We start from the raw sequence: 15,802 nt of genomic DNA on the forward strand, positions 1-15,802 counted from the left end.
ACCCCCTGCTGAAGATACCATTTTTTCACAAACACTGTACTGAGATATATTCGGTATAGCCCACATTTATTCAGTTCCTTGGATAAATGGTAAAAATCTCAAAACCTGTAGTGATGCCTCAGCAGTACTGGGCATGAGATTTTCTTTTAATATGTCCTCATTTTATAAACCACTAAAAGTATTAATTAGGTTTTTGGGTATTAAAAATAGCAGAATTTATCCATTTCACTTTGTACAAGATGAATAGACTGCCAACTTCACCAGTTGTTTTTAACTCTTATTCCTCATATAAAAGTAAATCAGAGCTTTTTAATACCTCTAAATAAGAATGAATTTCTTGTTTACTCCTTAAAGCAATGATTTTCTTTTTAGAATCTAGAGCTTGAAAAGACTGAAATCGCTCATTCATTTTTTTCTTTCTTGAATAGTAAGTAGTATAAATAAACTTAATGAAGCCCCAATCTAATTTTTCTTTACAGCCCTCCCTCATATCTGGCCGTGTCTTACCTATATTCATAATCCATCTCTTTACAACCCGAAACAGGCAAACATGGAGCGGAAGTTCTAAATATATCAATGTATCCGCCTGTTCTGCACGTATGTGAAAAGTATTATTGTAATTCCCTTCTATAATCCATAATGCTTGCCCTACAATTTCCTGTTGTGCTTTTGAAAATTCCTCTAATGAGGTTTCTACCCACCCTGGCTTCCAATATAAAGAATCTAAATGATAAACAGGAATTTTTAAAGATTTCCCTAAATTTCGTGCAAAGGTTGACTTACCTACACCTGGTGAAATCCCAATTACCATAATTCGTTTCACACATTCACCTTCTTTTTTAGTTCGAAAAGCTTTAGATAAAAGTTTTCAAAAATAAAAGTAAAACAATGCTTCCAATATCTTAAGTTCTACATAAGAATACTTATTCCTGTTTTACTTATGCCAATTATTACTTGAATTCTAAAAGGCACTCTTACAAAATTATATAGTGTCTTTTAAATTTATTTTGGTGTCTTGATGACATTCTCAACGGTTATTTTAAATTCCTTTTTTGGCTAATTCTAATATATTTGGCAAAACTCCGCACTTCCAAAAATGAAAAAATCCGCCAAGTGTTCCCACAAGGCGGATATCTGGAATTAATTAAAAATCAAAATGATCAGGATCTGGACCAATTCGTGTATTTTCGTTTAACTCATCTATTCTTTTCATTTCTTCTTTTGATAATGAAAAGTCAAACACAGCAGCATTTTCAGCAATTCTTTCTGGTTTTGTTGATTTAGGAATGGTAATTACCTGATGCTGAAGATCCCATCTAATGATAATTTGAGCTACTGATTTTTGGTGATGAGCCGCAATTTCCTTCAGCACTTTATTATCCAAAAGCTTTCCTTGCATTAGCGGAGACCATGCTTCCAACTGGATGTTATGTTCCTGACAATATTCACGCAGGTCTTTTTGTATTAAGCGCGGATGGAATTCAACTTGGTTCACGACCGGAACTATTTCAGCATTCTTCATTAATTCCTCTAAATGATGAATCTGGAAATTACTAACGCCGATCGCCTTTACTTTTCCTTGTTTATATAGGGTTTCGAGAGCTTTCCAGGCCTCTTTGTATTTTCCTTCTACCGGCCAATGAATTAAATACAGGTCTAAATACTCTAAATCAAGCTTTTTTAAGCTTGTTTCATACGCAGCAAGCGTTTCTTCATAACCAAGATCAGAATTCCATACTTTAGAAGTGATAAACAAATCGTCTCTTTTAAGACCAACTGCTTTCAAACCTTCTTTTATGCCCTTCCCAACACTCTCTTCATTTTCATAAATAGCGGCCGTATCAATACTGCGATAGCCTTTAACAATAGCTGTTCTTACAGCATCTACTAATTCCTTTCCTTCTTTCACTTGGAAGACCCCAAGCCCCATCCATGGCATCTTCGCACCATTATTCAGTACTGCAGTATCCTGTAAACTTTTCATCTTCTTTACCTCCGCTAACTTAAAATTTATTATCTAATTTTGAATCAAGTAATCGGAGCGCATGTCGATTTCCTAATTACCAGAGAGTGAAACCTTCATCAAGGTCAAGCTGATTTAATTTTGAATTTGTGTAACCATTTGGTCTTTTCTTTCCAACGAGCGGCTGATGCCTGTCAGGATTACGGCACCGCCCACCATCACCGCTCCTACCCATGGTGTATGAATAAGTCCGATTGAATTTGTAATAAGGCCACCAACATATGCGCCAATGGCTATTCCGGCATTAAACGCAGCAATATTTACTGCAGAAGCTACATCAACTGCTCCAGGTACATATCTTTGTGCAAGCATGACAACGTACACCTGAAGTCCTGGCACATTCATAAATGCCATTAATCCCATTAAAAGGATGGTAATTAAACCGGCTATTTTAAATGGAGCTGTGAAGAATAAAATCAATAGAATGATGGCTTGGATAATAAACATATAAAACAACGAACCTATAGGATTTCGATTAGACAGTTTCCCTCCAATCATATTTCCTAGGGCAATCGCTACACCGTAAACGAGCAGAATCACTGCGACTAAACCAGGGGCAAAGCCTGTTACATGCTGGAGTAATGGAGATAAATACGTAAAGACAACAAATGTACCTCCATAACCTAGCGCGGTGATAATAAATACAAGAAGCAGTCTGCCATTTTTAATTAATTTAAATTGATCTTGAAATGATGTCTTTGTCCCTTTTCTAAGATCGGATGGCACAAGGAAACTGTTTGCAATCAGCGCAATCACCCCGACAATTATGATCACTAAAAAGGCAAGTCTCCAGCCAAATTGCTGGCCAATAAATGTTCCAAATGGAACGCCTGTTACGGTTGCTACTGTAAGCCCGGTGAACATAATTGAAATGGCACTCGCACGGCGGTTTTCTGGTACAAGGTCAGCAGCGATGGTTGAACCGATAGACATAAATACACCATGTGAAAAAGCTGAAATAACACGGCCGATTAAGAGAACTTCAATCGATGAAGCGGATAATGCAATCGTATTACCTATTATAAAAACAATCATAATCCACAAAAGCAGCGTTTTTCTATTCATTGTGGATGTTAAAGAAGTCAATATAGGTGCTCCAAACATAACGCCTAGAGCGTACAACGAAACCGTCAGACCGGCAGTTGTGACCGGAATGTGTAAATCATTAGATATAAGAGGCAGCAGCCCCACACTGATAAATTCAGTTGTACCGATGGCAAAAGCACTAACGGCTAGTGCCAGCAAAGCAAAGGTACTTCTTTTTTTATCTAAAACCATTTAGTAAAACCTCCTTAATTTGTGTAATAACTTTTTTAAAAGAAATGCTATTTATAAATTGCTAGTTTTATCGGCCTGCAAATGTTATTATGTAGTATATCAACCAATTAGAAAAGTACGCACTTAAAAGTAATGAAGGCACCAAAAAGTTATATAGGCACTTTTTAGTTCCTATAAAGGAGGTCTTTCTATGCAAAAAAAGAAATACAACATATCTGTTGAAGCAACATTAGAAGTAATTGGCGGTAAATGGAAGTGTGTTATTCTTTGCCACCTAACTCATGGAAAAAAAAGAACAAGTGAGCTTAAACGGCTCATGCCAAATATTACACAGAAAATGCTGACGCAGCAGCTGCGGGAGCTTGAAGAAGACGGAGTCATTAATCGTATCGTGTACAACCAGATTCCCCCTAAAGTGGAGTATGAGCTAAGTGAATACGGAAAATCGCTGGAAAGTATTTTAAACTCTTTATGTGCCTGGGGGGAAAAGCACATAACAAAAGTTTATGGAGACAAATTTTCAGTATTAGAAGAGAGCGTACTGAACGATAAGCTAAAATCATAAAAGAAGAAAGTAAAGAAGCACCTTAAATTGTAAGATGAATCTTACAATTGAGGTGCTGTTTTATTTCTAGATGGATGAAATTACTATAGTTGAGAAGGTAAAGCAACACTTCTCAAAAGAATTTCGAATCTTAGATTTGTTTCTTTAGAATAGAAAAAAGCTGCAGTTTACCAATTAACATCCTGCTGTTTGAAATATTGCTTTTTATATCCGTTTCCAAAGCACAGACTCCCGATAATTAGTTACATTTCCATTTTTTCGAGAGATTTAGCTCCAAATAAGCTTCTTGCTGATAAAGAAAGAGGGCTTCCAAGATCTCATAATATTTTCTTAAAAGAACATATTATAAATGAAGGAGTGAGGAGATGAAGGATAGAAAAATTTTAAACGTCATTACATTACTAGGTATTTTAGGATGGGGATTTTTATTTCGGAGAAAGGGAGACATAAAAGACTGGTTTCTCGTTTATCTCTTTAAAACATTAGTGTCTACCTTGTTAGACGAGCCAATAATAAGGAAAAAATTAGTAAAATACCCACATCGTTATTTTCCTAATTTCTTTGATTCAAACATTGTATTTCTTTATATTTTATTTCCATTGACATGCGTCATTTTTAATCAATTCACATATCGAATGAAGCCAATCAAAATTTTTTTTAGTGTCATTCTTTTTAGCGGTCCCATGGCATTTACAGAAAGCTTGCTGGAAAAAAACACGGACTTAGTAAAGTACAGCAGGAAATGGAATGGATTTTACTCATTCGTTGCGCTATCTTTTTCATTTTTGATTGTTAGATTGCTTACAGGAATGGTACGGTTGATAGCAAAAAACAGAAGATACCTATAATGAGCATAGGAATTGAACTTCATTGTTCTCTACTACGTCATTGGTATCTTTATGGACATAACAGCATGTATAGAGTTATTTTTTTACAAAAAAAGCATTTGCCATTGTCTTTATCATTGAATCCGTTTCTTTGTGCCTGCTGACTTTCTTTAAAAAAGGAAAATCTTTTGGAATGACCTTTATTTTTGCCAGAGGCTTCACTTCTTGCTCACAGACCCATTCATTCTTTATCCCGCCTTGTTTAAAGAGTTTTTTAGGCAGTACATAAATCGTTCCTTTTGTCCAAACATCATGATTAGAACCCTGATCAATTGAAAAATAATAATAACGTTTTACACCTTTTCTGGCAGGTATACTTATACATAAATTCCTTAAAGAATGAACAGCATTTCGATTGACAACAGCAAAAAACAAGGACCATATACCATCAGATGATGCGAAGACTGCTTTAATCGGCTTACCTGAGAAAAGGGCACTTTCTCTTGGCTCAAAGCTTGTAATCTCTGGATGATTCGAGCCATGAATTAAGACAGCTTTTTTTTCAATAATGTAATTCAAAAACATATATATTGGGTAGCTGCTACTATGGGAAGATAAAGTACTTTCCCCTGATTCAATCAATTTTTGATACAACCGATCAAACTCAACTATCGCATCTTGAGTTAAGGGTATTTCATCCATCTTAAGTAAGCGGGATATAGTAAGAACCCATATTTTTAAAAAATTAACCATTCTTTCCTCCTCTCAGTGATTGGTCACAGCCACTTGCTGGAAGTAAAGAAAACATCCGCGGTACCACCAACGGATGGACATTTTTTGGGCATTACTGAATTCCTGTCCAGAATAGCACTGTTTGAATTGTACGTGTCTACGGACTGATGATGAAAATATCATTCTTATGTACAGGGGATGTTTCTATCCGTTGCCTTGCTTAATCCTGTCCCTTTTCAGTAAGAGAAGGATCGATCATCTGGAGGATTTATTGTGCGTTCCCCCTGTGCATGCCGAACAAATATAAGCTCCATTTCCAAACATCCTCATTTTACTTATTGAGAAAAAGCCAGCTAACACGTCCTTCAATCAAAGAGATGGCCATACTAGTTTAAAATGAATATCTTCCTTTATACTCTTCATAATCCAGTACTTCCATGACACTTGACCAATGTAAAACTGTCCCTACAAAATCACGAATCTTGAGCCCCTTCATTTTATAAGTATCCTCTGTATTCATCGTTCCCGTTGCGTCTTTTATAAAGGTTACGTTATACCCTCTGTCAAAAGCTGAAATTGATGTAAACATACAAAAAAATTCTGTCTCAAATCCAGTGATAAATAGATGCTGTATGCCCAGTTCCGACAACAGATCAGCAAGTTCGGTTTGAAAAAAGGAGCTTGGCGTTCGTTTTTCAATAATATGGTCTGCATACTCTTTTAAACTTAACTGCTGTGGATGTCTGCGCCAACTGATTTTTCATAAAGCTGGCTTTCTTCATTGTCATCTAAATGTTTAACAAAGATAACAGGAGAACCCTGATGCTTAAAATCCTTAATTACTCTTTCAATCTTTGCTATTTCTTCTTGAAAATCTCCAAAATTCACGATACCATTTTGAGCATCAATTACCAAGAGGGCCTTCATACCTTACACCTGCTTTCTTAATCATTAAGAGTAATTCTCTTTTATCTTCGTGTTTCCCTTCATTTTCACCGAAAAAAAAGTGGCGGATTCTCTAAAATACGCCAGATACTGTAACATTAGTCTTCAACAGCACAGGTCATAACTGGTAATCGTAAGCTGGACTTTTTAGAGGATGATATATTAATCAAATGCACGATATGGTAACAGTAGAATCCTGCTATTCAGCTGGCTAATCATCGCTCATAATAAAACCGGGGCTACAGTAAGCGGCACCCGGTCTTGATACGCACTATTTCGCTTTATCAACAAATTCGTTAGTGTAGGTCTTGCTTAAATCAACACTTTTTACTTCTGGTTTAAAAGAAGAAAGTATCTTTTGTACATTTTCTGGAACCCCGGTTGGCATGACTCCATCCTTCGTAAACATTGGAAGCTGGCCTTTCAACGCTTGTATATAGAGATTTTTGTTGCCAGCGTAGTATTCTGTTGGCATCATATCAGCAATTTCTTCAGGAGTATGGGTGCTCATCCATTTCAGCGTTTTTACATAGGCATTCGCAAGCTTTTGTACAATAGCTTTATGCGAATTTACATAAGACGTTGTCATATAAAGACTGGTAGCCGCATAACCTCCTCCAAGCGCCTTAAACGCTGCAGCCTGATGGTTCATATCAACAAAGGAATAGGCTAAATGATCATTTACCAGCATAGATGCAGTTGGTTCGCTTGTAACAGCAGCATCGATCTGACCATTTTTCATTGCAGCTATCAATGTATCTCCAGCACCGACTGGCACCGGTTTATATTCGTTTTCTTTTGCTCCGCCTTTTACAACGTTATATGTGGCAAGCATATTAGTTGAGGAGCCGAGATCAGTTACGCCAATTTTTAGACCCTTTAAGTCAGCAAGCGTTTTTACTTTATTTTTCAACCGATTGGACACCATCAATGTTTCTCCTGGAACATCCGCCATCGTCACAACGTCTTCCACTTGTTTCCCTTTTGTTGCGAGATCCAGTGTATGGTCATAAAAACCGCCTGCGCCATCAACTTGCCCTGCTAAAAGAGCTAATTCTGCGTCCTGGCCTGCACTTTCTTCAACAAGGGTTACTGTTAAGCCTTGATCTTTGTAATAACCAAGCTTGTCTGCCAGCATATACGGGAGGTAAATAATTTTTTCTAATCCCCCTACCATGATGGAGACTTTGGAAGAAGAACCTGATCCAGATGCACCTGATGAGCTTGATGAACTGGAAACAGTCGAGTTTGAAGAGCATCCAGCAAGAAGCATTGCCGCTACGGCTACGCCCGAAACACTTGCTGACATTTTTTTTATAGTCGTTTTTTTCATTTCTACTCCCCCTAATAGTAATATTTATTTTCGAATATAACGCCAAGCGATAAAACGTTTTTCAAGTTTCGAAACTCCCCAGTCAGCTATGAGCGCAGTAATCGATAGGATTAGCATTCCGGCAAAAACGCCTGTTGTATCGAACGCTCCTTTCGATTGGGCAATGAGATAACCAAGACCCTGTGTAGCTCCAACAAATTCACCGACAACCGCTCCAATTAAAGCAAAGCCAAAGCTGGAATGAAGACTTGATAGAATCCACGTAAGTGCAGAAGGAATAATCACATGCTTTGCAAGCTGAAATTTAGAAGCCCCAAGAAGGCGAGCATTGTTAACCAGGTTTTGATCCACTTCCCTGACCCCCTGGAACGCATTAAAGAAAACGATAAAGAAAGTAAGAACAAGCCCGGAAGCAACTTTAGATGACATTCCAAGTCCAAACCAAAGTATGAAGATTGGAACAAGGACTACGCGTGGAATTGCGTTAATCATTTTAATATAAGGTCCTAAAATAACGGAAAGAATTTCGTTTACCCCGAGCGCATATCCAAAGATAATGCCTAAAACACCCCCAAGAAGAAAAGAAAGGACTGTTTCTTCAAAGGTTACCCAAAATTGTAACCAAAGCGGGCCTGCTGTTGTCCCATTCAAGGCCCATGACCAAATGTGCTGGACAATCGCAATTGGGCTCGAGAAAAAGAAAGGATCAATTATTTTCTTGTCAGAAAAATACTCCCAAGAGCCCATCAATACAATAAACAGACCGAGCTGCAAACTCAAATTGCGAAAACGAATTTTGTATTTTTCTTTTCTCAACCGGGCTCGCCGTTCTACTACATCACTTGAGACTTCTAGCGTTTTCATAGCTGATCATCACCTCGTCCTTCAAATCTTCCCAAATTTGTTTGTGAATTTTCATAAATGCAGGATCAAAACTGATTTCGGCTACATTTCGCGGCCTCGGCAAATCAATTTGGTAATCCCCTTTAATCGTTGCTCCGGGCCCAGCCGTTAACACAATAACCCTGTCGCTTAAGGCAATCGCTTCTTCTAAATCGTGAGTGATAAAAAAGACGGATGCAGAGGTTTCCTCCCAGATGCGCAACAATTCATTTTCCATCAGATGTCTTGTGTGTACATCAAGGGCCGAGAACGATTCATCCATAAGAAGAATTTCAGGCTGGACAATTAAGCTTTGGGCCAGTGCGACCCGTTTTCTCATCCCCCCGGAAAGTTGGGAGGGATAATGGCTTTCAAAGCCTGTAAGCCCAACACGGGCAATCCATTTACGAGCTTCCTTATAAGCCTCACCTTTGTTCGTTCCACGTAATCGTAAACCTAAGGAAACATTATCGATGACGGTCTTCCACGGAAAAGCATTTTCCGTTTGGAACACACAGGCTGCTCGAGGGTTGATTCCCTCTAACTTTTCCCCTGAAATAAGGACCTCCCCCTGTGAAGGCGGCTCAAAGCCTGCAATCAAGCTTAAAGTTGTGGATTTCCCACAGCCTGTGGGGCCAACAATGGAGACAAATTCTCCTTTTGAAATTTTTAAATCAATATTCCGCAATACGGTATGGACTTCACCAGACGGCTTAATAAATTCCTTTGTAACCCCTTTCAATTCCATACTTGCCGGAATTAATTGAGTCTTGGCATGATACACCTTCTTTTCCGCTGCACCCACTTTATTCCCCCCCATTCCCACATTTGATAACGTTTACATTTTTCATTATAGAAAATTCATAACCTTGTGAAAATATTTACACAATATGTTTAATAAAAACAATAAAACCAGTTAAAACGATTTTCACAACATTGAAAAAAATATTTTAATATAGACGATTTCTCGATTTTTATTTTAAAATAGAGATGTTATTATTTTTCTGAAAATTATCACAATATATTTTAATGCTGACAAGGATGTGTTTAAGGTTGAAGGGTAAAAAAATCCCTATGAAGCTTCGTACGAAAATAAATGCCCTAATCTTGTTAAATTTGTTATTTGTCCTTATTCTTTTTATCTTCACGTTATCAATCATCATGGTACATAGGGAATATGATGAAACAGGAGCGAATGCGTTGGCAGTGGCGAAAACAGTTGCGGACTTACCAGAAATTGTCCAAGCCTATAAAAAGCCTAACCCCTCTTCCATCATTGAGCCAATTGCCGAAAACATAAGAAAGAAAACGGGAGCACAATTCATTGTCGTTTCAAACATGAAATTAGTCAGATATAGCCATCCGGACCCATCGGAAATTGGCAAACATATGGTTGGCGATGATGATAAAATCGTTTTAAACGGAAAAGGAAGCATTACTCAAGCAACAGGGACACTTGGTTTATCAATACGCGGCAAATATCCGGTGTTTGACACACTACATCATCAAATCGGTATCGTTTCCGTTGGTTATCTAGTTCAGGATATTTGGAAAAAATTAACTTACTTAATCCTGGAGATTATCGGAATTGGTTCGATTGCATTAATTGTCGGACTCATCGGGGCATTTTTACTCTCTGGTCATATTAAAAAGCAAATTTTCAATTTAGAGCCCCATGAGATTGCCTTTCTTACCCAACAACAGGCAGCCATTCTTGAATCCATACGAGAAGGGATTATCGCTGTTGATACGAATGGTACCATTACAACATTTAACCGGGAAGCAAAAAACCTGCTGCCAAATGAGCTGGGAGAACCATTAGGGAAAGCGGTTACATCTATTCTGCCGAACTCCCGCCTCAAGGAAGTCATTGATGAAGGAATATCTCATTATGACCAGCCGATGATAATAGGCAGCTCATTAGTAGTTGTAAATAGAATTCCAGTAAAACTAAATGGCTTGGTTATCGGTGCCGTTGCAAGCTTTCGGGATAAATTGCATCTTGACCAATTAAATCAGCGCTTAGCCGATATCGGCCAGTATGTTGATACTTTGCGGAGTCAGCGCCATGAGTTTATGAACAAGCTTCATCTCATCTCTGGCCTTATTCAAATGAAGGAATACGATCTTGTTAAAGAGCTGATTGAGAATGTACATAATGAACAGCAAAAGATACTGGACTTTTTCCTTGCCAAAGTTCGCGACCCAGCCATCGTTGGTGTTCTGATTGGGAAGATGCACCGTGCAAAAGAAATTGGCATTCAGCTATCTATAACAGCCGAATCATGTATAAAAGAACAGTGCCCCCACAGGGAAACAGTTTTAACAATATTGGGGAATGCGATTGAAAATGCGATTGAGGCTATTAAAACGATGGATTATGAAGCTCTTTCTCCCCCAACGATCACCGTTCATATAAAAGATGATGATGGACAGCTTTATATCGAAGTGAGTGACACGGGACCTGGAATAGATCCAAAATTGGGTGACCAGCTGTTTGAAGATGGAAAAACAACTAAAGGAGAAGGGCGAGGCTTTGGATTAGCATTAGTTTCAAGGCTCGTCTCCAGACTGCAGGGGAATATTTATATGATTTCTTCTCCAAATGGAGCTGCTTTACAGGTAAGTTTACCTAAGACGGAGGGATAAAAGATGCCAAAACAGGTGTTAAAAGTGTTAGTTGTTGATGATGATTTTATGATAGCTAAGCTTCACGGTAAGTTTATTTCATCCCAAAAAGGATACCAATTAGCTGGCATTGCACATAGCTATGACGAAGCGATCGAAATCATGGATCGTGTTCAGCCTGATTTGCTTCTATTAGATGTTTACCTTCCTGACCAGTCAGGTATTGACTTGTTAAAAACCATTCGGATGCAAAATAGGCGATGTGACGTTATTTTAATAACGGCAGCCAAAGAATTAGAAATTGTAGAGGAGAGCTTCCGTTTCGGTGTAATTGATTTTTTAATTAAACCTTTTGACTTGGAGCAGCTTCAAAACAACCTCACAAAATATGCAAAATTCAAGTCACGTCTGACTGCATCCAGCCAGCTGGATCAAGAGAAGGTAGATGATTTAAAAAAGCTTCGCATTTTTGAATCGGCTTTTAATCCAATCAATCAGAAAGGGATCGACATGAGAACCTTAGCGAAAATAAAAAAATGCATGAAAAGCTCGCCCGATCCGCTCAGTGCTGATCAAATTGCAAAATTGGCCGGAGTTAGTCTATCAACAACCAGAACATATCTTTCGTATATGGTTGAAGAAAGAGAACTAACGGAAGAACAGAAGTATGGTACAGTGGGACGTCCGCTAAGATTATATCGAATCGTACGTTAGAATAGCTATTTAGGGTTTTCCCCAACAAATTAGGTTTTTTCCTGTGTGATGGGACCAATTTTTTCTATCTTAGCTTTAACTTTCCTGATAATGGGCCTCTACAAGCTTACAGGCAAATTCATCTGCTTTATGAGGATATTCCATTTCTGCTTTTTCACAGACTTTTATAGCAACATGTCTAAACAGCTGTATGGTATTTTTCAAAGCATTCCATGTGTCTTTTTCATCATAGTGAGCATACAACGTGCGAAATGATTGCAGAATGCTTGGGTCTGTCCATCTTTCAAAAAAACGGTACCCATGCCATGTATTAAAACTTTCACCTTTCTCAAGCTTTGTTAGTGTCTTAATTAAAGAGACAAGTAGATTTTTCATATAGGCGTCGCAGATGGATTTTCCATCTAACAGCTCGCCGCGGCGGAGTTTTTTCGCTGCTAATACTGCATGGTACCAAAAATCATGAATACTATTTTTAATCTCTTTAGTTTCTATACGATAAAACGGTGCATGTCTATCCTTTATTTTCTCTAACATCGGCTTAATAAAGTTGTCTTTATCTAATAAAACTTTTACACCCTTTGAAAAAACAGTTAAAACTTCGCTTTCCTGTTCCAGCATAGATAATGCAGAAGGAGGGAACACAGCAAAATCTACATCTAACCCTTCTTCAAAAAGTACTCTCCTCTCTTTCCCTCCCCCAACAGCAGTATTTTCAAGAAAAGTGATATAAGGATTTCCTAATTTGTGAAGCCACTTTTCCTCTGCAAGCAACGACATTGGATTTTCCGCAAAAACAACAAGGTCTAAATCTGACCAATTATCTGCCGGCATTTCGGTTCTTGCTTGAGAGCCTACTATAATTACCGCAAGTACATTTTCATCTTCTTTACAAAGGAAGAGAAACTTTTCAATTATTCTCTCATATGTTAATGGTGCCATCTTTTATTAACCTCCTCAAATGCCTGTATCGCTTTTTCATAAAGTATTTCGTTATTTAGTACTAGTTTCCCTCTTTATAACTGTCAGTTAGTGCATACCCGTGATTTCCTGAAAGACAAATAAAAAAGCAATTTTTCGAATAAGAAATCGACTTTTTTCAAATGATTACTGTGAACTTAATTCCATTCTTAGTTTAAAGAAAACCTATCAATTTATACATATATTAATTAGAAACAAATGTATCTGCCAATCATTTTTAATTACAGAAAATCTTATTAAATAATTATTTTGTGTATACAGGTGAGGATTCCCTTCAATTTTTATCGGTTGATCGTATTAAAAGCTCTGGTGCAGGCAGTGTAAAACAATCGGAGCTGGCTCTCATCGCAGTATACTTGCGCAGATGCGTTATAAATTATGACGGCGTCGAATTCAATGCCTTTGGCCAAATACGCTGGTATGACAACAACTCCTTGTTCGTATTGAATTGACCCACTCTTTAGGAGCTTAATGTTATCAATACCAGACAGGGCTTCATACGCACTTAAGCTTTCCTCAGCAGATTTGCATATTATGGCAATATTATTTAATTCTCGCTTTTCCAACTCTTCTACTTTAGAGGCAATACAATGATGCAGCTTGCTGTAATCTGTTAATTGGGTAAGGACCGGTTTTTCTCCCTCACGTTCAAAAGCAATTATACGCTCGCCACCAGGGATCAGTCTGCGTGTAAATTCGATGATCGTTTTTGTAGATCGGTAGCTTCTTGTCATATTAATCTTTTCTGTTTCATCCGGTCCATATAAACCTGTTAGACTCTGAAAATCAATCATTTCTTGGGCGTGCGAAAATATAGCCTGATTAAAGTCACCGAGCACCGTCATCCTTGCAGATGGAAATAAACGCTTCAAAAACTCAAATTGAAACGGTGAATAATCCTGTGCTTCATCGACGATGATGTGTTTAATGGAGCGATTCGTCCGAAAGCCTAGAACCAGCTCTTTTAAAAGTAAAAATGGAGTGGCGTCTTCATTAAAAAGTTTGCCTTCATCCAGCATTTCCACTGTCGAACGGCAGATATTCTCCCACTCTGAGGGGGGTACTTCTTCCATCAACTTCTCAATATTCAGTGGATCTGCAAAAAGCTGCCTGTATATTCCCTTCATATTGACGAAACGAAAGGATCGAATTCTGTGGCGCAATGGCTTCAACTTCTGATGAACAATCCATCGAGCAAGTGCTTCCGGCTCAATCTCGTAATCTGCAATCTCTTCTCCTTTAAAGCCATGTTTTTCAGCTAAATTGGAATAAGCGGTATGATAATCCTCATTGCTAAGCAGCTCAATTTCCTCTTCCACCCATGGCTTAGTCCATTCAAACTTTTCAGCTTCATTAATTTTAATTAATAACCAATCCTTCAATTTTTCAAGCCTGCTAAAAAATTGCTGTGAGGAGTCGCTGCTATAAAACCTTTCTGATATTTGTTGAGCGGATACAAGTGACCTGCCTCTAAAGACAATACTTTTAAATATCATACCGGCTCCTTCTAATGACTGCCTGTATGAGTTGATTGCTTCAAAAAAACGGAGTGATGCCTTAAATTGGATGCCCTCAACCCTTAACTTATAAGAAGGAGTATCTTTTGTCGTTAAAATATATTCTAATTGCTCATAGGGATTTTCAACTTGAAATTCCTTACTCAGTCGATGGTCTAAATATTCCTGAAATGTGACCTGCTGCATGTTCTCTTCTCCAAGCTCCGGCAGCACATTAGACACGTAGCTGTTAAATATTGAATTAGGCGAAAAAAGAATAATTTGATCAGTATTCATGCTGTCTCGATATTTGTACAGCAAATAAGCAATTCTCTGCAAGGCAGCCGAAGTCTTGCCGCTGCCAGCAGCACCATGTACGATAAGCAGCCTGCCTCGGTCTTGACGGATAATCCGGTTTTGCTCCTGCTGAATGGTAGCTACTATATTATGCATATATTTGTCAGTGCCTTTTCCTAGAACCTGTTGTAAAATCTCATCACCAATGGTGAGACTCGTATCGAACATCGATTGGAGATCGCCACTTCGGATAAGATACTGCCACTTTTTCTCCAATATGCCTTTTATTTCACCTCCGGGAGTTGCATAATTAGCTGGGCCAGGCTGGTAATCGTAGTATACACTTGAAATTGGCGCCCTCCAGTCGTAAATAAGGAAATGCTCGCCACTTTTATCCGTAAGCGTAGAGATTCCAATATAGACTTGTTCCGGTGTTGACATTCCTTCTTCAACGAAATCGATTCGACCGAAGTAAGGAACCTTTTGCATACGGCGGAGTGTGGACAATCTCTTAGCTGCATGTTTATGTGTACTCTGGCTTACGGACAGTGCTTGGGCTTCTTGCCTTAAGCCGATGATGGTTTCAAGAAAATCATCAAAAGTATCAATATTCACCTTCACTTCATCCCAAAAGTGTTTACGGATATTCACCACTTCATTCCTGCGCCGGGAAGTTTCCTCTTCTAAGTTGATGATTTGCTCTGTAATCGTCTCTACTACTCTGTCAACACGTTTTTGCTCATGACAAAATTCTGTATTCACAGCAAACACTCCTTTTTTAAAAATAAATATACATACGGGAGTTGACTAATTGATAAACTGTGATGTATAATTAAAATAGGGATAATTATAACTAATTATAAAATTAAACTGTTTATCTATATAAATTTATCATGTATCCTTCTATTTTTCAACGGATATTTCACTACCGCTCCTACGTTCTTAATTAAGAATACTTATCCGTCTCCATTATCCGTATACTTACTCTCCAATTGAGCTTAACATCTACCTTCACATGCACAAAAAAAGCCGTAAATGACGGCTTGATTATAGTGAAATCTTATTCCTCACTGGTCCTTTCACATTTCCAGCTCATTATCGTCC

At 38.1% G+C, this 15,802-nt stretch carries 15 protein-coding genes; 4 read left to right on the forward strand and 11 right to left on the reverse strand.

What is annotated here, in order from left to right:
- Positions 1–277 precede the first annotated feature (277 nt).
- The 3 genes from A5N88_RS05180 to A5N88_RS05190 all read right to left on the reverse strand — a co-directional run bounded on the left by A5N88_RS05180 (position 278) and on the right by A5N88_RS05190 (position 3,301).
- On the reverse strand, positions 278–823 hold the full coding sequence (locus tag A5N88_RS05180; RefSeq protein WP_066263861.1) for a P-loop NTPase family protein: 546 nt from the start codon (positions 821–823) through the stop codon (positions 278–280).
- Positions 824–1,144: 321 nt separating this feature from the next.
- Entirely contained in the window at positions 1,145–1,984 is an 840-nt protein-coding gene (locus A5N88_RS05185) for an aldo/keto reductase (RefSeq protein ID WP_066263868.1), read from the reverse strand.
- A 114-nt stretch (positions 1,985–2,098) separates the two neighbouring features.
- A complete protein-coding gene (locus A5N88_RS05190; RefSeq protein WP_066263871.1) occupies positions 2,099–3,301 on the reverse strand; it encodes an MFS transporter in 1,203 nt (400 codons plus the stop codon).
- A 190-nt stretch (positions 3,302–3,491) separates the two neighbouring features.
- On the opposite strand from A5N88_RS05190, the gene A5N88_RS05195 reads away from it, so the two are divergent.
- Positions 3,492–3,866 (forward strand): winged helix-turn-helix transcriptional regulator, encoded by a 375-nt coding sequence (locus tag A5N88_RS05195; protein ID WP_066263875.1) that lies wholly within the window; start codon positions 3,492–3,494, stop codon positions 3,864–3,866.
- A gap of 365 nt (positions 3,867–4,231) precedes the next feature.
- A complete protein-coding gene (locus A5N88_RS05200; RefSeq protein WP_066263878.1) occupies positions 4,232–4,714 on the forward strand; it encodes a CBO0543 family protein in 483 nt (160 codons plus the stop codon).
- 75 nt (positions 4,715–4,789) lie between these two features.
- Here A5N88_RS05200 and A5N88_RS05205 read toward each other — a convergent pair whose 3' ends face one another.
- From A5N88_RS05205 to A5N88_RS05225, 6 genes are all read right to left on the reverse strand, one after another.
- On the reverse strand, positions 4,790–5,446 hold the full coding sequence (locus A5N88_RS05205; protein WP_066263880.1) for a hypothetical protein: 657 nt from the start codon (positions 5,444–5,446) through the stop codon (positions 4,790–4,792).
- 370 nt (positions 5,447–5,816) lie between these two features.
- Positions 5,817–6,182 carry a cysteine hydrolase family protein gene (locus A5N88_RS05210; RefSeq protein WP_412733834.1) on the reverse strand — a complete coding sequence of 122 codons (366 nt, stop codon included), beginning with the start codon at positions 6,180–6,182 and terminating at the stop codon, positions 5,817–5,819.
- Positions 6,152–6,352, reverse strand: a complete 201-nt coding sequence (locus A5N88_RS26500) for an isochorismatase family protein (protein WP_412733832.1) — start codon at positions 6,350–6,352, stop codon at positions 6,152–6,154. The genes A5N88_RS05210 and A5N88_RS26500 overlap by 31 nt, the downstream gene beginning before the upstream one ends.
- A gap of 289 nt (positions 6,353–6,641) precedes the next feature.
- A complete protein-coding gene (locus tag A5N88_RS05215) occupies positions 6,642–7,703 on the reverse strand; it encodes an ABC transporter substrate-binding protein (RefSeq protein ID WP_066263881.1) in 1,062 nt (353 codons plus the stop codon).
- A 24-nt stretch (positions 7,704–7,727) separates the two neighbouring features.
- The gene (locus tag A5N88_RS05220) at positions 7,728–8,567 is read right to left on the reverse strand and encodes an ABC transporter permease (RefSeq protein ID WP_066263882.1); all 840 of its coding nucleotides are present in this window, start codon (positions 8,565–8,567) and stop codon (positions 7,728–7,730) included.
- Complete coding sequence (locus tag A5N88_RS05225; protein WP_198160175.1) at positions 8,542–9,390, reverse strand: ABC transporter ATP-binding protein; 849 nt, start codon at positions 9,388–9,390, stop codon at positions 8,542–8,544. The genes A5N88_RS05220 and A5N88_RS05225 overlap by 26 nt, the downstream gene beginning before the upstream one ends.
- Before the next feature lie 248 nt (positions 9,391–9,638).
- Here A5N88_RS05225 and A5N88_RS05230 point away from each other — a divergent pair, with 248 nt between their 5' ends.
- Positions 9,639–11,234 carry an ATP-binding protein gene (locus A5N88_RS05230; RefSeq protein WP_198160176.1) on the forward strand — a complete coding sequence of 532 codons (1,596 nt, stop codon included), beginning with the start codon at positions 9,639–9,641 and terminating at the stop codon, positions 11,232–11,234.
- Between the two features lie 3 nt (positions 11,235–11,237).
- Positions 11,238–11,927, forward strand: a complete 690-nt coding sequence (locus A5N88_RS05235; protein ID WP_066263885.1) for a response regulator — start codon at positions 11,238–11,240, stop codon at positions 11,925–11,927.
- Between the two features lie 75 nt (positions 11,928–12,002).
- Here the strand turns inward: A5N88_RS05235 and A5N88_RS05240 are convergent, their stop codons facing one another.
- On the reverse strand, positions 12,003–12,866 hold the full coding sequence (locus tag A5N88_RS05240) for an aminoglycoside 6-adenylyltransferase (RefSeq protein ID WP_066263888.1): 864 nt from the start codon (positions 12,864–12,866) through the stop codon (positions 12,003–12,005).
- A gap of 320 nt (positions 12,867–13,186) precedes the next feature.
- Positions 13,187–15,460 carry an RNA polymerase recycling motor HelD gene (gene helD / locus A5N88_RS05245; RefSeq protein WP_066263891.1) on the reverse strand — a complete coding sequence of 758 codons (2,274 nt, stop codon included), beginning with the start codon at positions 15,458–15,460 and terminating at the stop codon, positions 13,187–13,189.
- Positions 15,461–15,802: the final 342 nt, after the last annotated feature.

The organism is Heyndrickxia acidicola (genome assembly GCF_001636425.1).
Taxonomy (GTDB): Bacteria; Bacillota; Bacilli; order Bacillales; family Bacillaceae_C; genus Bacillus_AE; species Bacillus_AE acidicola.